The organism is Mesorhizobium sp. M1273 (genome assembly GCF_040318195.1).
In the GTDB taxonomy this organism is placed as follows: domain Bacteria; phylum Pseudomonadota; class Alphaproteobacteria; order Rhizobiales; family Rhizobiaceae; genus Mesorhizobium.
Map to the genome: position 1 here is coordinate 68,227 of NZ_JAMYLV010000023.1, position 21,183 is coordinate 89,409.

Genomic DNA, 21,183 nt, shown 5'->3' on the forward strand with positions numbered 1-21,183 from the left:
ATTGACTTCCCTCATCGGCAGTCTAGCTTTTCGAGGTGTGCAGGTCCTGCCAGTCCGGGGAGGAAGGACGAATGGTTCGCTCTCCCGCTTTAAAACGAATGCCGGCGATCAAGGCATCGACACGCGTAAAGTGTCCCGGGCACTCACACCATCAATGAGGAAATGCCATGCGCGCAGTCGCTTTTTTCGCCGCCGTGTCCGTCGCCACCTTTGTCACTACCCAGTCTCAGGCACAGGATGCCGCGGCGGGTGAGAAGGTCTTCGCCAAATGCAAGGTCTGCCACGTCGCAGACAAGGACCAGAACAAGGTCGGCCCGTCCTTGAACGGCGTCATCGGCCGAACGGCCGGGACGCATCCGGGGTTCAGCTATTCCAAGGCCATGACCGAGGCCGGCAAGTCCGGCGTCAAATGGGACGAAGCCACGCTGACGACCTACCTTCGCGATCCCAGGGCGATGGTCAAAGGAACCAAGATGGCGTTTGTCGGTCTCAAGAAAGACGAGGACATCGCCAACGTCATTGCTTATCTGAAACAATTCTCAAAATAACGCGGTACTGCCGGCCGTTGGACTGCGCTCGGCCGGCGTTGGCTAGGCTTTGCGCATGGGGTCACGCAGCGTCTTGCAGCCTCTGCATCGCGGACGGCAGATCGAACAGGCTGTCGCAAACGAGGTCGGCGCCAAGCTCTTCAACGGGAATTTGGCTGTATCCGCCACGCAGCAGAATGACTGCCATGCCGGCGGCGCGGGCGGCGGCCACGTCGGCGCTGCTGTCTCCGACCATCAGCGTGTCACGAGGTTCGACCTGAAGCAGGTCGAGCGCCAGCAACAGCGCGTCTGGCGCCGGTTTCAAGTATGTCACCGCGTCTCCGCCGACGATCGCGCCGAGATATTCCGTCAGCCGAAAATGCAGCAGGATTTCGCGCGCCGCCAGCTGCGGCTTGTTGGTCACCACGGCCATGGCTATTCCGCTCAAATGCAAGTGCGTGAGAACCTCCCTGACGCCAGGCATCAGCCTCGTGCGGCCGGTCAGATGCCTGCGATAGATCGGCGCCATGACGCGGTTGGCCTCATCGAGCGCGCTGCCGAGGAGCGGCGTGCCGGAAGCCGCGAAGGCGCGTTCGACCAGTTTCCTGATGCCGCCGCCGATCATGGCCTTGACCTGATCCAGCCGCAGCGGCGGCAGATCGTGGCCGGCCAGCAATTCGTTGACGGCGGCCGCTATATCAGGTGCCGAATCGACCAGTGTGCCGTCGAGGTCGAACAGGATCGCCTTGGGCGAGCGAAACGGCCTGCCTGCGCCGACGTTCATGCAGCATCCTTCCACTTGATCGAACAGCCGATCGAAGCGATCTGGTCAAGCGGTCCGTCGCCGGTTCGGGCAACCTGCTTCATCGCCTCGAACAGGTCGCGCCTCAGCCTGGGCGATTCGGCGTCGCGTCGCGACGCGTCCAGCCGGCCGCGGTATTGCAGCGTCAACTCGCTGTTGAGCCCGAAGAAATCCGGGGTGCAAACGGCTCCGTAGGCACGCGCCACCGTCTGGTGCTCGTCGTGGAGATAGGGGAAAGTGAAGCCGTTCGTCCTGGCAAAGAGCTTCATGTTGTCGAAGGAATCATCTGGATAGGCGTCGCTGTCGTTGGAGTTGATCGCGACAAAGCCGATGCCTTCGGCCTTGAGGTCATTGGCGTCGCGCACCATGCGTGAAATCACCGCCTTCACATAGGGGCAGTGGTTGCAGATGAAGGCCACCACCAGCCCGTTCGGGCCGGCGTGGCTTAAGATCGAATGCGACGTGCCGTCGACGCCTGGCAAAACGGCGTCGATGGCTCGCCAGCCGAAATCGCAGACAGGTGGGATTGCCGCCAAGTTTTCCTCCGATGAAATGTTTGCCTCCGATGAAACGGTTTACGCCGCTTTCCGGATCGCCCCGTCGGCCGCCTGCCTGATGGCGCCGATATTGGCGCGATAGGCCGCCTCGGTGCCGCCCTTAAAGATGGCCGAGCCGGCGACCAGCACATTGGCGCCGGCCGCGGTGACCAGCGGAGCGGTTTCGGGCGTGACGCCGCCGTCGATCTCTATGTCGATCGGACGATGGCCGACCAGCGCCTTGACCCGCCTGACCTTGTCGACGACCGCCGCAATGAAGGCCTGGCCGCCGAAGCCCGGATTGACCGTCATCAGAAGCACCAGATCGAGCCGGTCAAGTACATATTCGAGGACGCTTTCCGGCGTTGACGGGTTCAGCGACACGCCGGCCTTCTTGCCGAGATTTCTGATTGCCTGCAGCGAACGGTCGAGATGCGGTCCGGCCTCGGCATGCACCGTAATGATGTCGCAGCCGGCATCGGCGAAGGCGCCGAGATAGGCGTCGGCCGGCGCGATCATCAGGTGGCAGTCGAAGACCTTGTCCGTTCGATTACGGATCGCCTTGACCACCGGCGGACCGAAGGTGATGTTGGGCACGAAATGGCCATCCATCACATCGAGATGGATCCAGTCGGCACCCGCCCGGACGACCGCTTCGACCTCGTCGCCGAGCCGCGAGAAGTCCGCGGAAAGCACCGAGGGCGCGATGATTGTCTTGCTATCCATGGTCGTCGGCTCCCATTCTGTCGTCCGTTTCCGGTCGCTGCACACCAACCGCCGTCATCTTGTCAGCGCGCCTTCGTCTCCGGTTCGCCTTCGAGCTTACCTTCCGCGAACACGCGGCTGCCGCGAATATCGGATTCCTCGATGGTGATAAGATCGATTTTCGTCAACGCCCGGTCCCGCGATGCGAAAAGCCGGCCGGCCTGGCGAAGCCGCGCCCGGTCGAGGCTATTGCGAACGGAGCGGGCGTTGGAGAAATGCGGCAGCCGCATGCGGATCGGGAGATACTCTTCGAGCGCCTTGGCCGCCGCTTCGCTGAGGCGGTAATTCTGTTCCGCCAGCATGATCTCGGCGATTGATTTGAGTTCGCTGACGCCGTAGTCCGGAAAATCGAGGTGATGGGCGATGCGCGAGCGCATGCCGGGATTGCTGTCGAAGAAGCGGTCCATCTTGTCCTTGTAGCCGGCAAGAATCACAACCAGATCGTCACGGTTGTTTTCCATGCATTGCAGCAGGATTTCGATCGATTCCTGGCCGTAGTCGCGTTCGTTCTCGGGCTTGTAGAGATAGTAGGCCTCGTCGATGAAAAGCACCCCGCCCATGGCGCGCTTGATCACTTCGCGGGTTTTGGGTGCGGTGTGGCCCACATACTGGCCGACGAGATCGTCGCGCGTCACCGCGACCATGTGCCCTTCGCGGACATAGCCGAGACGATGCAGGATTTCGGCCATTCTGAGCGCCACGGTGGTCTTTCCGGTACCGGGATTTCCCGTAAAGTTCATGTGCAGCGTCGGCGCGCCAGAGATCAGCCCGAACTTGCGGCGAAGCCGGTCGACTAGGAGCAGCGCCGCGATCTCGCGGATGCGGGTCTTGATGGGCTTCAGGCCGACGAGTTCGCGGTCGAGCTTGTCCATCACCTCGTCGATGTTGGAGGCCTCGAACTCGGCCTGTAGATCAACCGATTCGCCCTGCGCGGCAGCGCTCTTAGCTATCGCGTCCAGCATGGTTCGCCTAGCTCCGTTCGCCTTCGGGCCTGTCGGTCGCATAAGGCACGATCGAATAGCCCTGACTGCGGCCGTCACGCTCTTGGCGCAGCAGCCGGAACCCGGGTTCATTGGGTGGCCGGTTGACGATGAATGACATGCGCGGTGCTTCCCAGCCCTTGGTCGAATCGAAGGCGGTGACCCGGACATACATGTTGGGCATAGCTTTCCGGCAATTGTCGACTTCAAGCAGGATGCCCGCCGGGTCCCTCAGGTCGAACATCGGGTTGCCGTACATTTCCCAATAGGTGTTTCGCGGATGTGGATCGTCCGTGTACTCGACGCTGACCGCCCAGTGGTTTTTCAGTGCGTATTTGATCTGCGCCGAAATCTGCTCATCGGTTAGCTCGGGCAGGAACGAAAACTGTCCCTGCGTGACCTTGTTTCCGGGATTGGTCATCATGGCGACGTTCCTTTCGTCTAGAAGCTCGGCGTTGCGGTTGGCACAAAGTCGGCCGTGTCGGTCGATTCGTAGTTGAAGGTGACGTCCTTCCACGTCTCCAGGGCCGCCTTGAGCGGCGTGCACCATCTGGCCGCCTGTTCGAGGATTTTGGTCCCTTCGCGCAGATAGTCGCGGCCCTCGTTGCGGGCGAGGATCATCGCCTCCAACGCGACGCGATTGGCCGTCGCGCCGGCCTGGATGCCGTCCGGATGGCCGATCGTGCCGCCGCCGAACTGCAGGATGACGTCCTCGCCGAGATAATGGATCAACTGGTGCATCTGGCCGGCATGGATGCCACCGGAGGCGACGGGCATCACCTTGTTGAGCGAGGCCCAGTCCTGATCGAAGAACAGCCCGGTTTCGAGGTTCTGCGGCGTGCGCTCCTCGCGCAGCGTGTCATAAAACCCCTTGATCATAAGCGGGTCGCCTTCCAGCTTGCCGACCACCGTGCCGGCATGGATGTGATCGACGCCGGCCATCCGCATCCATTTGCAGATGACGCGAAAATTCATGCCGTGGTTCTTCTGGCGCGAATAGGTCGAGTTGCCGGCCCGGTGGAGGTGCAGGATCATGTCGTTGCGGCGTGCCCACTTGGCCATCGACTGGATCGCCGTGTAGCCAATGACGAGGTCGATCATGACGATGCAGGAGCCAAGCTGTTTTGCAAATTCGGCGCGCTCGTACATGTCCTCCATCGTGCCGGCGGTGACGTTGAGATAATGGCCCTTGACTTCGCCGGTGGCGGCCGACGCCTTGTTCACAGCCTCCATGCAGTAGAGGAAGCGGTCGCGCCAATGCATGAAGGGCTGTGAGTTGATGTTCTCGTCGTCCTTGACGAAGTCGAGGCCACCCTTCAGCGCCTCGTAGACGACGCGGCCGTAGTTGCGGCCGGACAGGCCAAGCTTGGGCTTCGTCGTCGCGCCGAGCAGCGGCCGGCCGAACTTGTCGAGCCGCTCGCGTTCCACCACGATGCCGGTCGCCGGGCCCTGGAAGGTCTTGAGGTAAGCCACCGGGATGCGCATGTCCTCGAGCCGCAAGGCCTTGACGGCCTTGAAGCCGAACACGTTGCCGATGATCGATGCAGTCAGGTTGGCGATGGAGCCGGGCTCGAACAGGTCGAGGTCGTAGGCGATATAGGCGAAGTACTGTTGCTCGATCCTGGTGCCTGGACCTGTGTTCGGCACCGGCTCGGATTTGAATGCCTTGGCGCGGTAGAGCTCGCAGGCGGTCAGCCTGTCGGTCCACACCACGGTCCATGTCGCGGTAGAGGATTCACCGGCGATGGCGGCGGCCGCCTCCTCGTGGTCGACGCCGGGCTGCGGCGTGATCCGAAACATGGCGATCAGGTCGGTCTCCTTGGGCCGGTAGTCCGGCTCCCAGTAGCCCATCTTCTTGTAGGGGATAACGCCCGACCTGTAGCGTTCCTTGCCTTCCTTGAGCGTGCCTGCTGAGGGCATGTCGATCTTGTTCATGGCAGGTCTCCTGTTTGCCGCTCAGGCGGCTTTCGCGGTTGCGATTTGAGGGTCGAGCTTTCCTGCGGCGTAACGTTTCGCCATCTCATCCATGGCGATCACCCTGATCTTCGACGCGTGGCCTGCGGTGCCGAAGCGTTCGAAGCGATCGCGGCAAAGGTCGCGCAGGGCGTCCATGGCGGGTTTCAGGAATTTACGCGGATCGAATTCGCGCGGGTCCTCCGTCGCAACGCGGCGGAACTGCCCGGCCATGGCCATTCGGCAATCGGTGTCGATGTTGACCTTGCGCACGCCGTAGCGGATGCCGCGCTCGATTTCCTCGACCGGGACGCCAAAGGTCTGGGGCATCTCGCCGCCATAGTTGTTGATGATGTCCTGCAGTTCCTGCGGCACGGAGGAAGACCCGTGCATGACCAGATGCGTGTTGGGCAGCTTTTCGTGAATCGCCTCGATCACCTGCATGGCCAGGATGCCGCCGTCAGGATTGCGGCTGAATTTATAGGCGCCGTGGGAGGTACCGCAGGCGATCGCCAGCGCGTCGACCCGGGTGGCGGTCACGAAGTCGACCGCCTGATCGGGATCGGTCAAAAGCTGGTCATGGGAAAGCGCACCTTCGGCGCCGTGCCCGTCCTCGGCCTCGCCCTGGCCGGTCTCCAGTGAGCCGAGCACGCCGAGCTCGCCTTCGACCGAAGCACCGACCCAATGCGCCATGCGTGCGACACGTTCGGTGATGGCGACGTTGTAATCGTAGCTCGCCGGTGTCTTGGCATCCGCCATCAGCGATCCGTCCATCATCACCGAGGTGAAGCCGTGGCGGATCGCCGACAGGCAGGTGGCTTCGTTGTTGCCGTGATCCTGATGGATGCAGAGCGGAATGGCCGGATGGATTTCGGTCAACGCCTCCATCATTTTGGCCAGCATGATGTCATTGGCATAGGAACGGGCGCCGCGTGAGGCCTGGATGATAACCGGCGCATCGCAGGCCCTGGCGGCCTCCATGATGGCGAGGCCCTGTTCCATGTTGTTGATGTTGAATGCCGGCACCCCGTAGCCGTGCTCGGCGGCATGGTCGAGAAGCTGGCGAAGGGTGATGCGGGCCATTGTCGGTTTCTCCTAGATGATGAGCTTCAGCGCCGCTGCCGCGACGGCTTCGGGCGTGATGTCGAAATGCCGGTAGAGGTCCGGGGCAGGGGCGCTGGCGCCGAAACCGGCCATGCCGACGAAAGTGCCGGTGTCGCCGATCCAGCGGTCCCAGCCGAGCCGTGCTGCGGCTTCGATGGCAATGCGGGGCGCCGAGCCGAGGACGGCCTTGCGGGTGCCGGCGTCCTGCTCCTCGAAAAGCTCCCAGCACGGCATCGAGACAACTGCGGCGGCGACGCCGTGCTCGGTCTCCAGCCGTTCGGCGGCGGCAACCGCGATCTCGACCTCCGAGCCGGTGGCGATCAGCGTCACCGCGCGCTGCCCGGCTGGCTCGCGCAGGATGTAGGCGCCCCGGCTCGACCGGTTCTCGTCGCTGTGTGGCTCGTCGCTAGGTGCTTGGCGCAGCATCGGCAGGTTCTGGCGCGAGAGCACCAGCACGCTCGGCCGCTTCTCGCTTCTCAGCGCCAGTTCCCAGCACTCCGCCGTTTCGATGATGTCGGCCGGGCGGAAGACGTTGAGGTTTGGCGTCGCCCGCAGCATCGCCAGGTGCTCGACCGGCTGGTGGGTCGGGCCGTCCTCGCCGAGACCGATGGAATCATGCGTCATCACATAGATGACACGCTGGCCCATGAGCGCCGAGAGCCGCATCGCGCCGCGCGCGTAGTCGGCGAAGCACAGGAACGTGCCGCCATAAGGCACGAAGCCGCCATGCAGTGCGATGCCGTTCATGGCTGCGGCCATGCCGTGCTCGCGGATTCCATAGTGGATGTAGCGGCCTGCGTAGTCGCCCGGCGCGATGCGGTTCATACCCTTGGTGATCGTCAGGTTCGAATGCGTCAGATCGGCGGAGCCGCCGACGGTCAGTTCGGTTGCGCCATTGATCGCAGCGAGTGCCATTTCCGAGGCTTTTCGCGTTGCAACCTTGGTCGCCTTCCCGACATGCTCCTTGCGGAAAGCGTCGAGTGCTTCGAAGACCGCGTCGGGCAGGGCGCCGGCGACCGCGCTCTCGAAGGCCTGCCGCCGTGGTGAGGCGGCAAGCCGATTCTCCCAGGCGCGGCGTGCCGCTTGACCGCGGCCGGCAATCTCGCGCCAGGCGAAAAGGATATCGTCCGGCACCTCGAACGGCGCGAAGGCCCAGCCGATATTTTCGCGCGTCGCGGCGATCTCCGCATCGCCCAGCGGCGCGCCATGCGTCTTTTCCGAACCACCCAGATTTGGCGCGCCCTTGCCGATCACCGTGCGGCAGGCGATCAGAGACGGCTGGTCCGATTGCTGAGCCGCTTCGATTGCCGCCGCAACAGTTTCGGTGTCGTGGCCGTTCACCGACTGGACATGCCATCCAGCGGCTTTGAACCGCGCCGGCTGGTCCATCGATGTCGACAGGGAAGTGGGCCCGTCGATCGAGATCGCATTGTCGTCCCAAAAGACGATCAGCCGGGAGAGCTTCAGGTGACCGGCAAGATCGATCGCCTCGTGGCTGATGCCTTCCTGCAGGCAGCCGTCGCCGGCGATCGCGTAGGTGAAATGGTCGACGAGATCGGCGCCGTGGCGGGCCGCCAGCATGCGCTCCGCCAGCGCCATGCCGACAGCGGTCGAAATGCCTTGTCCAAGCGGGCCGGTCGTCGTCTCGATGCCAAGCGCATGGCCATATTCCGGATGTCCGGCGGTGCGGCTGCCCAGCTGGCGAAACCGCTGCAATTCTTCGATAGGCATGTCTTCAAAGCCTAGCAGATAATGCAGCGCATACTGCAGCATCGAGCCGTGCCCGGCCGACAGCACGAAGCGGTCACGATCGGGCCAGTTGGGCGCCGACGGATCGATATTGATGAAGCGGCTGAACAGCACCGTCGCGACATCGGCCATGCCCATCGGCATACCCGGATGACCGGAATTGGCCTTTTGGACGCTGTCCATCGCCAGTGCGCGAATGGCGTTGGCCATGTCGCGCTCCGAGACGGCGGCGACGGGCTTCAGTGCTGCTGCCTGGCTGTTCATGGCGTCCTCCTCACGACACACGGTTCTTGCGTTCGATCAATTGCAGGATGAGCGGCGTCAGGATCAGCTGCATGGCAAGGTCGAGCTTGTTGCCGGGCACCACTATGGAATTCGGCCGCGACATGAACGAGTCGTGGATCATCGAAAGCAGGTAGGGGAAATCGATGCCGCGGGGATTGGCGAAGCGGATAACCAGCATCGATTCGTCGGGCGTCGGAATCCAGCGCGCGATGAATGGATTGGACGTGTCGACGATCGGCACGCGCTGGAAGTTGATGGCGGTCTGCGAAAACTGCGGGACGATGTAGCGGACATAGTCCGGCATACGGCGCAGGATCACGTCCATCACCGCCTCGGTGGAATAGCCGCGCGTTGCGCGGTCGCGATGGATCTTCTGGATCCATTCGAGATTTATGACCGGCACCACGCCGATCTTGAGATCCGCGTGCCTGGCCAGGTTGATCTTGTCGGTGACGACGCAGCCATGCAGGCCCTCATAGAAGAGCAGGTCGCTCGGCGGAAATTCGCGCCATTCGGTGAAATGTCCCGGCGGCGTGCCGTACTGCTTCTCCTCATCCTCATCATGGATGTAGGTGCGGGTCTTTCCGGTTCCCCGGCGGCCATATTCCTCGAATACCTCTTCGAGGATTGCCAGTTCATTGGCCTCGGCATGGAAGTGGGTGAAGTTCGGATTGCCCGCCTTTTCCTCCTCGGCCACCTTCGCCTTCATCGTGGCGCGGTCGTAGCGATGGAAAGCATCGCCTTCGATGAAGGCGGCCCCGATGTTCTCGCGCCGGAAGATCAGTTCGAAGATGCGCTTGACAGAGGTGGTGCCTGCGCCCGACGACCCGGTGATGGTAATGATGGGGTGCTTTGCCGACATGGTCTTCAGGCCCTGAAAAGGCCGCGGCGGCTGAACAGCGGCGCGCGCTCGCCGATGGCACTCGGCTCGGTGTGGTAGCGGGTGATGCGCGCGACTTCCCGCGCCGATCCGAAAACCATGGGCACGCGCTGGTGCAGGCTCTCGGGTTCGATTTCGAGGATGCGGGTCATCGTATCGGTGGCGGCACCGCCCGCCTGTTCGACGAGATAGGCGATCGGGTTTGCCTCATAGACGAGGCGAAGTCGCCCCTGCCTGTAGCCCTTGCGCTTGTCGCCTGGATACAGGAATACGCCGCCGCGCATCAATATGCGGTAGCAGTCCGCAACCAGAGAGGCGATCCAGCGCATGTTGAAGTCCTTCTCACGTGGGCCTTCGGTGCCTTCAAGGCAGTCATCGATGTAGAGCCGCACCGCCTCGTCCCAGTGCCGGTAGTTGGCGGCGTTGATGGCGAACTCCTGGGTTCGCTGTGGGATGATCCGGCTCTCGTAGGCCTGGACGAAGGTGCCGAGCCTGGTCGAGAGAACGAAGACATGGGTGCCGCTGCCGAGCGACAGAACCAGCGCCAGCTGCGGCCCGTAGATGAAGAAACCGGCGCCCAGCTGGTTCACGCCTGCCTGCAAAAACGAGGCGGCCGGATTCCCATCCGGCGCACCAATTGCAGGGAGAAGCGAGAAGACCGTTCCGATCGACACGTTGGTGTCGATGTTGGAAGAGCCGTCGAGCGGGTCGATGGCGATGGCAAGAGGCGCTTGCCTGTCGAGCAGCACCGGCTGCTCCAGTTCCTCGGAAGCGTAGAGCGCGACCGGAGCGTGGCGCATGGCGTCGAGGAAGATGTCATCGGCGAAGACATCGAGATCCTTCTGGATGTCGCCGTCAGCATTGGCGCCACGGGTTCCCGCAAAGGCGGTGCCGAGCACCCCTTGATTGATGGTGTTGCGGATTGTGGTGGCCGCCTGCGTCAGCTGACGGATGGTCGCTACGACGGCGGAGCGCAGTTCGTCCGGCTCGCCAAGATAGGAGTTCAGAAAAGCGTCGAGTGTTGCCGCTGGCATCGTAACCTCCCGATCCAGCCGCCTCTCCTCGGGTCGGCCGGATTGGGAAAGGAGAACAAACGACGCTGGATAAGTAAAATTCAATAACTTTACTCAGGCAATAAAAAAATTTTAGTATGCCCTATGAGAAACCTCACGCTCAAGCAGTTCAAGACCGTTCAGGCAATCATCAGCCATGGAAAAATCGTCAGCGCGGCCAAGGTGTTAGGCCTGTCTCCTCCAGCGGTGACGATCCAGTTGCGGCAAGTGGAGGAGGAGTTCCAACTGGCCTTGTTCGACCGGACGTCGGACGGCATGCGTCCCACTGCCGCAGGTCTGGCCTTCGTCGAGACGGCACAGGCCATCGAGGAGCGGCTTCGTCTGCTCGAAGACAAGATGGATGCGATCAAGGGCGTGCGCGCCGGCAGCTTGCGGCTCGGCGTCGTTTCCACGGCCAAATATTTCGCGCCGCGGCTGATGGCCGCCTTCATGAAGGAACATCCCGATATCGACATGCGCCTTGCCATCGGCAACCGCGCCGAGACGATCGACAATCTGAAGAACCACGACATCGATATCGCGCTGATGGGACGCCCGGCCAAGGAAGTCCCGGTGCGTGCTTCGGTCTTCGGCGATCACCCGCTGGTCATCATCGCACCGCCCGACCACCCGCTGGCGTCGGCACGCGACATTTCCAAGGAGCGGATCGCCGAGGAGCATTTCCTCATTCGCGAGCCCGGATCCGGAACGCGCATCTCACTGGAAATATTCCTGAGCGACGTGCCCGGCCGCATCGACGATCTCGGCGTCGAGATGGATTCGAACGAGACCATCAAGCAGGCGGTGATGGCCGGGCTCGGCATCGCCTTCATCTCTGCCCACACCATCGCTGCCGAAACCGAAGCCGGCAGGCTGGTTATCCTCGACGTTGTCGGCATGCCGATCCGCCGGCAATGGTTTTCGGTGATGCGCAGCGATCACGCGATCTCGCCGGCGATGGCGACCTTCCACGATTTTCTGATGCGCAAGGGCGCGATGTACCTGCCACTGTTCGGCAAGCTCTATCCGCACGAGGAGCCGAACACCAAACGTCGCGCAACTTAGGGCGCGCGCGGTCCAGGCAAACGCTTCAGACAAACGATGGTGCATATCAGCGGCTGATCGGCTGTGATCTCCAGACCGACGTGCACGAGCCGAGGATAGGGAGGCATCGCGGTGGCACGCATTTGCGGAGCGAGGCGACCGCCCTCCAGCGCTGGGGCCACGGGTAGCGGCCCCGCGTTCACGGAACGGTGGGCTTTGATTGAGCGTCTGCTAGCTTACAATTGGTTCGGCGACAGCTTCTTCGAGGCCAGCTGCCGCTTGGGCGGCAAGACCGCGGGCCGCTGCTTGTGAATCGTAAAATTCCTCAAGTGCATAGACTCTGCCCCACCGCAGGGTGAACACGTGGAGACCACGGTTGACGTACGACGCGTCGCCATTGAGCAGCGTTGCGGTGCCGTCCCACTGGGCAAACACGGTGGTATGCCACGGCCAGCCCTTCACCCAGATGTGGTTGACCGTGAGATGGAGATTGGGCAGGACGCGGCCGAGGCGCTCAAACCAGCGGCGCATGGCTTCTTTGTCGTGGCGCTCACCACCAAGCGCGTGAGCGCCCGAAACGCGGTGATGGACATGCAGCGCGAGTGCCTTCACCGCCTCATCCCAGCGATGGTTGTTGACGTGGTCGAAGCTCTCTCGGATCGATTTCTCGACAAAATAACTGTATAGCATTTGACCTCTCCCCAAACTTATTCGATGGCGTGATCGAGGCACCGTGTGGCGAGCCGAGCGGACGCGAGAGCCCACGGCCAGCAGCACGCCGGCTGCAGTCCGAACTTCGGCTCAGCGTATTGTCGCTTCGGCTCGCAGACGCATGTCAGTCTCGGTCGACACCGTCACCTCATCCCCGGACCTTGAGAACGCGTAGAGCGAGCCTCGGTGGCCCGGCATGGAAAAGGCCACGGAGTCATCGTCGGCGAGACCCATGACGACGCGCAGCGGATCACCCCCGGTCTTCGGCGCGAAGGTGGCGGTGACCTCCAGGAGGCCGCCGTCGACCGGGACGTAGTAGACAACCATGTCAAGGTGTCCCTCGTGCAGGCTGCCGCCCTCGATCGGGCGTCCGACGGTGGTTTCCTCGGCAAAAGCCGGGGTCGCAAGAAACAGCGCGGCCAGGAGCGATGCGCTCAGGGTTTTGCGGATCATTTCGCATCTCCTTTTTAGATTGCGTTCGAACTCCATATAGGCTATAGATTACGAACGCAATCTAAAAAAGAGGTCAACAATGCGCGTAAGTCGTACCCAGGCAGCGGAAAACCGAGAAACCGTCATCAACGTGGCAAGCCGCCTTTTTCGGGAGCGCGGCTTTGACGGTATCGGCCTTAAGGATCTGATGAAGGGTGCCGGACTGACCCAAGGCGCGTTTTACAAGCAGTTCGCATCCAAGGACGACCTGGCGGCGCAGGCGTCCAGGCGGGCGATGGAGAGCGCCATCCGTCGATGGTCGGCCGCGACTGCGGCAAACCCTGATGATCCGTTTGGCGCGGTGATCGCGTTCTACCTCAGTATGGACCATCGCGGAGAAAAGATGGACGGCTGCCCGATCGTGGCGCTCGGCTCGGATGCCGCCAGACAGGGCAAGGACGTGAAAGCGCCGTTCGAAGCCGGGATCAAGGAGCATCTCGAGATCCTCGGCCGCTTCATTGCTGAGACCGGTGGCGGGGAGTTCGATGGCAGGGCCATGGCCATTCTCTCGACAATGGTCGGTGCGGTGCTCCTTTCGCGCGTCGTCAACGACCCCGACCTCGCGCAGGCATTTCTGGATGCGGCGACAGAACAGGTTCGCGAAGCAGCCGGCGCTTGAACGGCGTGCGCAGCGCTGGCGGCGCACCCAAATTGATAGGAAAATAGATGCGACGGATTGTTGTCACAGGCATGGGAGCGGTCACGCCCCTTGCTGCCGATGTCGAAGCGTCCTGGTCGCGTCTCCTGGCCGGCCGCTCGGGCATCCGGAGGCTTGCGGATGATGTGGTGTGCGACCTGCCGGCGAAGGTCGGCGGGGTGGTGCCCTCCACAGAAGAAGATCCGGACGCTGGTTTCTATCCGGAAGCCATCCTTCCGCCGAAGGATCAGCGCAAGGTAGACCGGTTCATTCTCTTTGCACTGGCGGCGACACAAGAGGCGCTCGCCCAAGCAAGATGGGTCCCCGTCTCGGAAGCGGATCGCTTGCGCACGGCCACGATCATCGCCTCGGGCGTCGGCGGGTTCCCGGCCATAACCGAGGCGGTGCGCACGGTCGACCGCCGCGGCGTCCGCCGTCTATCACCTTTTACGGTGCCGTCCTTCCTGGTGAACCTCGCGGCAGGCCACGTCTCGATCCGCTATGGCTTCAAAGGTCCGCTCGGTGCACCCGTGACGGCGTGCGCGGCCGGCATTCAGGCGATCGGCGATGCGGCTCGCCTGATCCGCGCCAACGAGGCCGATATTGCCGTGTGCGGCGGGACGGAAGCATGCATGAATCTTGTCAGCCTCGGTGGGTTTGCCGCGGCACGCTCTCTTTCGACGTCCTTTAATCACCGTCCTGATGAGGCCTCCCGACCGTTCGACAAGTCGCGGGACGGCTTCGTCATGGGCGAAGGAGCCGGCATGCTGGTCATCGAGGAATTGAGCTACGCGCTGGCGCGCGGCGCAAGGCCGCTGGCCGAGCTTGTCGGCTACGGCACGACGGCGGATGCTCATCACGTCACCTCCGGTCCAGAGGACGGCGACGGTGCGCGCCGGGCCATGGAGATCGCAATCGCCCAAGCAGGGATTTCGCCCCGCGAGGTTCGTCATCTCAATGCCCATGCGACCTCCACGCCGGTGGGCGACCTGGGTGAGATCGAAGCGATCAAGAGCGTGTTCGGGCGCGATTTCGCGATAGCTGTCAGTGCAACGAAATCGGCGACCGGACACCTGCTCGGAGCCGCCGGCGGGCTCGGAGCAATCTTCGCAATCCTGGCGCTCAGGGATCAGATTGCACCGCCGACCCTCAATCTGAGCGCTCCCGATCCGGCCGGCGACGGGATCGGCTTCGTCGCAAACCGGGCTCGGCCGATGGCGATGGGCTATGCAATCGCCAATGGCTTCGGCTTCGGAGGCGTTAATGCCAGCGCGCTGTTCCGGCGCTGGACGGATGATCTGGCCGGCGCGAGTACCGGAGGCGCTCATGATTGACGCCTTTCGCTCCGAGCTTTCGTGCTTCTCCCACGCCAATCCAAAACGAAGAAAGAAGTGACCTCCATGAGCAAGACCAATCTAGGCGTCGCCCTGGTGACCGGGGCATCCAGCGGTATCGGGCACACAACGGCCAACGCCCTGCAGAACGCGGGCTTTCGCGTGTTCGGAACCAGCCGTCGCGCGGTCGTCGACCGATCCAATGGCATTACCATGCTGGCCTGTGACGTGACTGATGACACGTCGGTGGCGAAACTTGTCCAGGACGTGCTGGCCGAGACCGGGCGCATCGACCTGCTTGTCAATAATGCCGGCATTGGCCTGCTTGGTGGCGCGGAGGAGTCCTCGATGGCCCAGGCCAAGTCGTTGTTTGACGTGAACGTCTTTGGCGTTATGCGAGTAACCAAAGCGGTGTTGCCGACAATGCGCCGCCAAGGCAAGGGCAGAATCGTCAATTTGAGCTCGGTGCAGGGGTTCATTCCAGCTCCCTATTTCGCGCTTTATTCGTCGACCAAGCATGCCGTTGAGGGCTACTCCGAATCGCTCGACCACGAACTGCGTCCTTTCGGAATTCGCGTCGTGTTGGTGGAGCCCGCCTATACCCGCACCTCATTTGAAGAAAATCTCGCCAGGCCGGATCAGTTGCTCGATATCTATGACTCTGCGCGCGCCGGCATGAATGCAGCTGTGCGGAAAGCGATGGAAAAAGGCGATGCGCCGGAAGTGGTGGCCAGGACCGTTTTGGCGGCTGCGACCGATCCCGCTCCGAAGGGGCGCTATGCGGCTGGAAAAATGGCGCGCCAGGTCAGTTTCCTGCGCCGTTTCGTCCCCGCATCCGCATTCGACAAAAGCCTGCGAAAGCAACTCGGGCTCCCGGTTTGATGACATCGACGAACACCCGTCAAGATCGGAATCATCGACGCTGGAAACATCGGCACCACATTGGCGCGGCGCAACCTGACGCGATTGCTCTGCAGAACGCCCTGCGGTCGTTGGCGTTAGATTAGCGCTATGTTATATTGCGGCGCGAAAGAGCGGGGGGCACGTTCCTTTCACACACGTAAGTGATCCGTATGTGCGATCGCTGCAGACTGGTCGGAATCACGGAAACCTCCCGGGCATGGGGTTCGGGATCGATGGGGACAAGGGGCAATGCTTTACACGCTCGTTATGATGGTCTGCCTGACGGCTGTGCCGCAGACCTGTGAACAACGCGAACAGATGGTGGACGGCCTGGCGATGAATCCCGGGACCGCCTTCATGCAGGCGCAATCGCTGGTCGCCCAGTGGATCGAGACGCATCCCGGTTATTTCGTTCAGCGCTGGCGCGTGCTGCCCGGCCGTGGATCATGATATCCGCCGCGAAGATCGAATGAGGTTCTATTTCTTCGCGGCGAGCGTTTCCGAGACGGCCTTGGACAATTGATAAAGCCGCTGCTCGATTATTGTCGGCACTTCACAGACGTAGGTCAGTGATTGGACGCGTTCATCGAAAATTCGCGTTGCGAATTTCAGCTGTTCGGTTCGCCGATCGATCTCTTCGGGATCTGCATCCGGCTTTGCCCGCAATGCATCGACCTCGGACGCTTCCTTGCGCAACGCGGCGGCCATTTCGAGCTGCTTGTGGGCGTAGCGGGAAATGCCGGAGATCACCTGCGAGCGCTCGGCGTCCAGGTGGTCGAACATGCCTTGCACCATCATCGCCATTTTGGGTGCACGTTGCTCGGCCGGCAAGGAGGCCGCGAAATCCCTGATCTTCTTTTGAGCTTCCGCAATCGGCATCCGGCGAGCCGACACTTCCTCGATCAGGGCGGAGATGGTGGGGTCCTTCGACCAGTCCTTCGCGGCTGAAGGAAGGTCCGGTCCGCTCCAGATCTGGCCGAGCGAGAGTTGCGGCACCTTGCGCTGCATGCAGGGCCAGTCTGGATCGGGGTTGGCTGCCATGGCGTTGACGCCCGGCGCGAGCATGGCGACCAGAGCCAGACCGCGAACATGGATCATTCGCGCCATCAGGCATTTCCTCCCGTGTCCTGTTTGCGGGTCATCAGGCCGCGCGAAGGGTCGTAGGCGATGATGGCGGCGGCAAGGAACAGCAGCGTGCAGCCGGCAACGACGCCCAGCGATAGCCAGTCAACCTGGCCGTAGAAGGCGAAGCGGATCAGTTCGACGGCGTAAGTAAATGGATTGGCGAGGCAAATTTTGTAGAGCAGGGGGCTAGCCTCCTGGATACGCCACAAGGGATAGAGTGCCGGAGAAGCGAAATAGCCGGGGAAGATGACGAAGTTCATGATGCCAGCGAAGTTTTCGAGCTGCTTGATCATTGAGGACAGAAGCATGCCGAGCGCACACAGCATCATGCCTGACAGGAACAGCGCCGGCAGCACCGTGAGATAGCCAAGCGGCGGCGCTTTGACGCCCCAGAACCAGGCAACGATCAGGAACGCGTAAACCTGCGCGATTGACACGGCGACACCGGCGAGCATCTTCGAGATCAGTAAAAACCATCGCGGGAAGGGGCTGACCAGCAGGGTGCGCATGTTGCCCATTTCGCGATCATAGACCATCGACAGCGAAGACTGCATGCCCGAAAACAGCAGAATCATGCCGCACAGGCCCGGCGTGATGTAGACCTCGTAGAGCACGTAGGTCTTGTAGGGCGGGATGATCGATACGCCGAGCACCTGCCGGAATCCGGCGGCAAAAATGAACAGCCAGACGAGCGGCCGAACCAGCGAGGATATAAAGCGCTCGCGCTGATGCAGGAAGCGCAGGCACTCCCGCACGACGATCCCTTTGAGGCAAACGAGGTAGTGGCGGAGCCCAAACTGTTCGAACTTCACCGGCGTGAGGGCGGCGACTTTTGCGGGCATTGCGGGAGCGCTCATGGCGACATCTCCGCGATGCCGCTTGTCTCGATGCGGTTGAGCCTGGAAAAGGCGTCGCGGATCGAACTGGCGCCGCTCGTCGCAACGACGTCGGCCACCTTACCCTTGGCAACCAGGTCGCCCTGCCGCAGCACGACGACATGGTCGCCGTCTTCGACCTCATCAATCAGATGCGTCGCCCACAGCACGCCGATGCCCTCGGTTTCGACGAGTTTGCGGATGGTGGCCAAAATGCCCGCACGCGACTGTATGTCGAGACCGACCGTCGCCTCGTCGAGCAGCAGCAGGGAAGGGCGGTGGAGCAGCGCCCGCGCGATCTCGATGCGCCGCATTTGGCCGCCGGAAAGACTGCGTGCCTTGTCATGCTGACGGCCCTGCATGTTGACTGTATCGAGCAGCGCGGCAATGCGCTGCCGGGCTTGGTGGCCGCCAATGCCATGCAGCGAGGCATGGTAGGAGAGGTTCTGGTGGACGCTGAGGTCGAGGTCGAGCGTGCGTGCCTGGAATACGATGCCGACACGCCTGAGCGCTTCGCCCGAAGCGCGGCTGACGTCATGGCCGAAGATGCGGATCGATCCGCGGCGGGTGCCGTAAAGATGGCTGATCAGTGAGAACAAAGTTGTCTTGCCGGCCCCATTGAGGCCGAGCAGAACGGTGAAAGTTCCCGGCGCGATCGAGAATGAGACGTCCTGGAGCGCTCGCTTCGGACCATAGGAATGGCTGACGCCGGCAACATCGAGCGCTGCCACCTCCTCTCCAGCTCCGCTTGTCCTCACATGCTGCATGCCGCTGGCTCCTTCGGGGCGCGCTGGTCATCTAGTGCACTTGCAACATCCCCGCGGCAAATATGCATCACGTCGGTCTCCCTGATCATTGCTGCGGTCTAGTGGGGCGATATGGCCACGCCCCAAGGCTGCTGGCCCACGGTAACCGATTGAACCGGCTCGTCCGTCGCCGTGTCGACGAAGGTGATGTCGTTGGAATTGCCGTTGGTGGTGATCAGCGTCTTCTGATCGGGGGTGAAGTCGAGATGCCAGACGCGCTGGCCGACCAGGATGTATTTTTCGACCTCGTAGGTTTCGGTGTTGATGACGGCGACGTGGTTCGCTGGGCCGAGCGCGACATAGGCTTTCTTGCCGTCCGCGCTGATTGCGATGCCGACCGGCTGGATGGTTTCGGGCCGCAGTCCCGCAATCGCGAACTGGATCTTCTTCACCACCTCGCGTTTGAGACTGTCGATGACGCTGACGGTACCGCCGATTTCGGCACTGACCCAGATCTGTGATCCGTCGGGCTTGAATTGCGCAAAGCGCGGACGCGTGTCGACCAGGACGTTGTCGGTCACCTCATGGCTGTCGGTGTCGATGAAATGCGCCATGCTGGTGGTTTCGGAGGTGTTGACCATGGTTTTGCCATCGGGACTGACGGCCATGCCTTCAGGTTCCACCCCAACGGGAATCTCGGTCATCACCTGCTTGCTCTCGACGTTGATCGCGGTGACGAGATTGTCGTCCTCGTTGGCGACGTAGAGCGTTTTGCCGTCGGGCGAAAGCACGAACAGTTCGGGATCGGGGCCTGATGGCAGCGTGCCAACGATCTGCAGCGTCGCGGTATCGATGACTTCGATCGTATCGTCATCGCTGGCGCACAAATAGATGAACTTGCCGTCATGCGAGATGGTGATACCGCGCGGCCTCTGGCCGACTTCGACGGTCTTCACCACTTGCATCGTCGCCGTGTCGACGACCGTTATCGTATTGTCTTTCTCGTTGGAGACATACACGGTGTAAGCCCACACCGGATTGGCCATGAAGCCGAGAATGGCGAGTGCGCAAGCTCGTCTCTGCACGAAAATTCCTCCCGATTGGTTCTACTTAAGGACGCATTTCGTTTCCGGCTGATCGACGCCGAGCGTATCGAGCTCGGAGATCTGGTGGAGATAACCCTCCTGTGGCGATGTCGAGACCACGGATTTGGTGTCGCCGAGCAGGATTGGCTGGCGAAGCTGATGGTTCCACTTGCGGAAGGTCAGCTTTTGTCCCTTGAAGGCGGCGACCGAGAAATCGTCCGAGCGGATGTAGTCGCTGATCTTCTTCGGATCGTCGCCATTGGTCCGCGTGCTGGCTTCGCCCACGGCCCGCACCGCCGTCCAGGCCGACATATCCTTGGACAGCATTCGCCGGCCGGTCGTCCTCAGGAAACGGCTTTGCATTTGAATGCCACCCCATTGCTCGCTTGCGGGATGCCAGGACGATGCGACAAGACCGGCCGTGCCAGCGACCAGCCGCGGTGTCCAGGTGCGGTAGGGCACATAGGTTCCGAACACCTCGCTCTCATCGGCGACAAGCACCACGTCATGCTCCGGCAGATCCTGCGTGAACACGGAAATCTGCTGCTGTATCTGCGTGGCGCCGGTGTCGGTGCGGCGCGCCGTGCCAGTGTCTTTGAACTCCTTCTCGGCGACGATCTGACCGCCGAAGCGAGCCGCCGCGCGGCGCAACGCGGCCGCATAGAGATGATCCCGCTCGTGCGAACCATAGAGCAGCACCCAATTCGGCCATTTCTTTACCACGAGATACTGCGCCAGCGCGTCAGCCAGCATGCTTCGTGTCGGCGCCACATGGAAAATGTTTATGCGGCAGTCTTCCTCGCGCAGGCTGTCGTCTGTGGCACCGACATTGAAGACCAGAACGCCCTTGTCGCGGGCGATGTCGGCGATCGACAGCAATTGCCTGGCCGAGAGGTCAGCGACAACATAGCGGTCACCTTTGGCAATCAGATCGTTGAACGCCTGAACCGCGTCGGCGTCCGGCTTGACCTCGGCTATGTCGAGGCTGAATTTCTGGCTGAGGAACTTTCCTGTCGTGTTGTTGTCGCCGATCGCCACATTGGCGCCGGCGACACCTTCGTCGCGTGGCGGCAGGTCCAGCAGGGAAAGCGCCAGTTGCGGCGCGTAGGCCCGCAAATAACCTATTCTGATTTCGGTTATCTTTCTTTCCGGCCTGTCGGCTGCGACCGGTTGCTTGCCCGTCACTTCCTGGGCCATCACGCCTGTAACGTTGGCGGTCTGGAAAAAAAAGCACAAAAAGGCCGCGAGAGTGCCTGGCACCGCGCTCGTCATCGATAAAACTGCCTATTCTTGCACTAAAGTCCGATTGTTCCCGGACCAGCGCGAATTCAAGGTGCCCACAATGAGCTTAGCGGACGCCACAAGATTTATCAAAGCCCCGCAAGTGGACTTACGTGTCTGCTTTAGTCCTATTCCTTTTCGCGGGGATACGGCGATGAATGAGCGTATTGCGGTCTCATCCGCAGCAATGGCGGAATGAGAAACTCTATGGGTCGTCATGGGAGGATTGCCTGATGAAAACGCGCGCCGCTGTCGCCGTTGCCGCCGGAAAGCCGCTGCAGATCATGGAGGTCGACCTCGAAGGTCCCCGCGATGGC

23 protein-coding genes are annotated in these 21,183 nt (G+C 61.9%); 6 read left to right on the forward strand and 17 right to left on the reverse strand.

Features of this window, described 5'->3' with window-relative positions; genetic code table 11:
* Nucleotides 1-167: 167 nt before the first annotated feature.
* Nucleotides 168-548 (forward strand): c-type cytochrome, encoded by a 381-nt coding sequence (locus tag NKH30_RS22465; RefSeq protein WP_352503280.1) that lies wholly within the window; start codon nucleotides 168-170, stop codon nucleotides 546-548.
* Nucleotides 549-609: 61 nt separating this feature from the next.
* On the opposite strand, the gene gph is transcribed toward NKH30_RS22465, so the two are convergent.
* The 10 genes from gph to NKH30_RS22515 form a co-directional block, all read right to left on the reverse strand.
* Nucleotides 610-1,311, reverse strand: coding sequence for a phosphoglycolate phosphatase (gph, locus tag NKH30_RS22470; protein WP_352775152.1), 702 nt, complete (start codon nucleotides 1,309-1,311; stop codon nucleotides 610-612).
* Entirely contained in the window at nucleotides 1,308-1,865 is a 558-nt protein-coding gene (locus NKH30_RS22475) for a thioredoxin family protein (protein WP_352474623.1), read from the reverse strand. The genes gph and NKH30_RS22475 overlap by 4 nt, the downstream gene beginning before the upstream one ends.
* Nucleotides 1,866-1,904: 39 nt before the next feature.
* Entirely contained in the window at nucleotides 1,905-2,591 is a 687-nt protein-coding gene (gene rpe, locus NKH30_RS22480; protein ID WP_352771212.1) for a ribulose-phosphate 3-epimerase, read from the reverse strand.
* A gap of 62 nt (nucleotides 2,592-2,653) precedes the next feature.
* Entirely contained in the window at nucleotides 2,654-3,592 is a 939-nt protein-coding gene (cbbX, locus tag NKH30_RS22485) for a CbbX protein (RefSeq protein ID WP_352617335.1), read from the reverse strand.
* 7 nt (nucleotides 3,593-3,599) lie between these two features.
* Nucleotides 3,600-4,034, reverse strand: a complete 435-nt coding sequence (locus NKH30_RS22490) for a ribulose bisphosphate carboxylase small subunit (RefSeq protein WP_352474618.1) — start codon at nucleotides 4,032-4,034, stop codon at nucleotides 3,600-3,602.
* A gap of 17 nt (nucleotides 4,035-4,051) precedes the next feature.
* Complete coding sequence (locus NKH30_RS22495; protein ID WP_084641467.1) at nucleotides 4,052-5,545, reverse strand: ribulose-bisphosphate carboxylase large subunit; 1,494 nt, start codon at nucleotides 5,543-5,545, stop codon at nucleotides 4,052-4,054.
* Nucleotides 5,546-5,566: 21 nt separating this feature from the next.
* Nucleotides 5,567-6,646, reverse strand: coding sequence for a class II fructose-bisphosphate aldolase (fba, locus tag NKH30_RS22500; protein WP_352997101.1), 1,080 nt, complete (start codon nucleotides 6,644-6,646; stop codon nucleotides 5,567-5,569).
* 12 nt (nucleotides 6,647-6,658) lie between these two features.
* Complete coding sequence (gene tkt, locus NKH30_RS22505; protein ID WP_352997103.1) at nucleotides 6,659-8,680, reverse strand: transketolase; 2,022 nt, start codon at nucleotides 8,678-8,680, stop codon at nucleotides 6,659-6,661.
* A 10-nt stretch (nucleotides 8,681-8,690) separates the two neighbouring features.
* Complete coding sequence (locus tag NKH30_RS22510) at nucleotides 8,691-9,563, reverse strand: phosphoribulokinase (RefSeq protein ID WP_023678839.1); 873 nt, start codon at nucleotides 9,561-9,563, stop codon at nucleotides 8,691-8,693.
* 5 nt (nucleotides 9,564-9,568) lie between these two features.
* Nucleotides 9,569-10,615: a class 1 fructose-bisphosphatase gene (locus tag NKH30_RS22515; RefSeq protein WP_352775141.1), complete on the reverse strand. Its 1,047-nt coding sequence runs from the start codon at nucleotides 10,613-10,615 to the stop codon at nucleotides 9,569-9,571.
* Nucleotides 10,616-10,738: 123 nt separating this feature from the next.
* On the opposite strand from NKH30_RS22515, the gene NKH30_RS22520 reads away from it, so the two are divergent.
* Nucleotides 10,739-11,698, forward strand: coding sequence for a LysR family transcriptional regulator (locus NKH30_RS22520; RefSeq protein WP_352474611.1), 960 nt, complete (start codon nucleotides 10,739-10,741; stop codon nucleotides 11,696-11,698).
* A 210-nt stretch (nucleotides 11,699-11,908) separates the two neighbouring features.
* Here the strand turns inward: NKH30_RS22520 and NKH30_RS22525 are convergent, their stop codons facing one another.
* Both NKH30_RS22525 and NKH30_RS22530 read right to left on the reverse strand, forming a co-directional pair.
* Nucleotides 11,909-12,367 carry a nuclear transport factor 2 family protein gene (locus NKH30_RS22525; protein WP_352474610.1) on the reverse strand — a complete coding sequence of 153 codons (459 nt, stop codon included), beginning with the start codon at nucleotides 12,365-12,367 and terminating at the stop codon, nucleotides 11,909-11,911.
* A 111-nt stretch (nucleotides 12,368-12,478) separates the two neighbouring features.
* Entirely contained in the window at nucleotides 12,479-12,841 is a 363-nt protein-coding gene (locus tag NKH30_RS22530) for a hypothetical protein (protein WP_352997105.1), read from the reverse strand.
* Nucleotides 12,842-12,920: 79 nt separating this feature from the next.
* On the opposite strand from NKH30_RS22530, the gene NKH30_RS22535 reads away from it, so the two are divergent.
* The 4 genes from NKH30_RS22535 (at nucleotide 12,921) to NKH30_RS22550 (ending at nucleotide 16,204) form a co-directional block, all read left to right on the forward strand.
* Nucleotides 12,921-13,499, forward strand: coding sequence for a TetR/AcrR family transcriptional regulator (locus NKH30_RS22535; protein WP_352997107.1), 579 nt, complete (start codon nucleotides 12,921-12,923; stop codon nucleotides 13,497-13,499).
* A gap of 47 nt (nucleotides 13,500-13,546) precedes the next feature.
* Entirely contained in the window at nucleotides 13,547-14,851 is a 1,305-nt protein-coding gene (gene fabF / locus NKH30_RS22540; RefSeq protein ID WP_352997109.1) for a beta-ketoacyl-ACP synthase II, read from the forward strand.
* Nucleotides 14,852-14,917: 66 nt separating this feature from the next.
* Nucleotides 14,918-15,733 carry an oxidoreductase gene (locus NKH30_RS22545; protein ID WP_352997111.1) on the forward strand — a complete coding sequence of 272 codons (816 nt, stop codon included), beginning with the start codon at nucleotides 14,918-14,920 and terminating at the stop codon, nucleotides 15,731-15,733.
* A gap of 270 nt (nucleotides 15,734-16,003) precedes the next feature.
* Nucleotides 16,004-16,204 carry a hypothetical protein gene (locus tag NKH30_RS22550; RefSeq protein WP_352474601.1) on the forward strand — a complete coding sequence of 67 codons (201 nt, stop codon included), beginning with the start codon at nucleotides 16,004-16,006 and terminating at the stop codon, nucleotides 16,202-16,204.
* Between the two features lie 27 nt (nucleotides 16,205-16,231).
* On the opposite strand, the gene NKH30_RS22555 is transcribed toward NKH30_RS22550, so the two are convergent.
* The 5 genes from NKH30_RS22555 to NKH30_RS22575 form a co-directional block, all read right to left on the reverse strand.
* Nucleotides 16,232-16,861: a hypothetical protein gene (locus tag NKH30_RS22555; protein ID WP_352851125.1), complete on the reverse strand. Its 630-nt coding sequence runs from the start codon at nucleotides 16,859-16,861 to the stop codon at nucleotides 16,232-16,234.
* Nucleotides 16,861-17,721: a lanthanide ABC transporter permease protein PedC gene (locus NKH30_RS22560; protein WP_352503305.1), complete on the reverse strand. Its 861-nt coding sequence runs from the start codon at nucleotides 17,719-17,721 to the stop codon at nucleotides 16,861-16,863. The genes NKH30_RS22555 and NKH30_RS22560 overlap by 1 nt, the downstream gene beginning before the upstream one ends.
* Before the next feature lie 11 nt (nucleotides 17,722-17,732).
* Complete coding sequence (locus NKH30_RS22565) at nucleotides 17,733-18,521, reverse strand: lanthanide ABC transporter ATP-binding protein PedB/LutE (RefSeq protein ID WP_352775117.1); 789 nt, start codon at nucleotides 18,519-18,521, stop codon at nucleotides 17,733-17,735.
* 98 nt (nucleotides 18,522-18,619) lie between these two features.
* Nucleotides 18,620-19,585, reverse strand: coding sequence for a YVTN family beta-propeller repeat protein (locus NKH30_RS22570; protein WP_352997114.1), 966 nt, complete (start codon nucleotides 19,583-19,585; stop codon nucleotides 18,620-18,622).
* Nucleotides 19,586-19,606: 21 nt separating this feature from the next.
* Nucleotides 19,607-20,857: a lanthanide ABC transporter ABC transporter substrate-binding protein PedA1 gene (locus NKH30_RS22575; RefSeq protein ID WP_352971743.1), complete on the reverse strand. Its 1,251-nt coding sequence runs from the start codon at nucleotides 20,855-20,857 to the stop codon at nucleotides 19,607-19,609.
* Nucleotides 20,858-21,183: the final 326 nt, after the last annotated feature.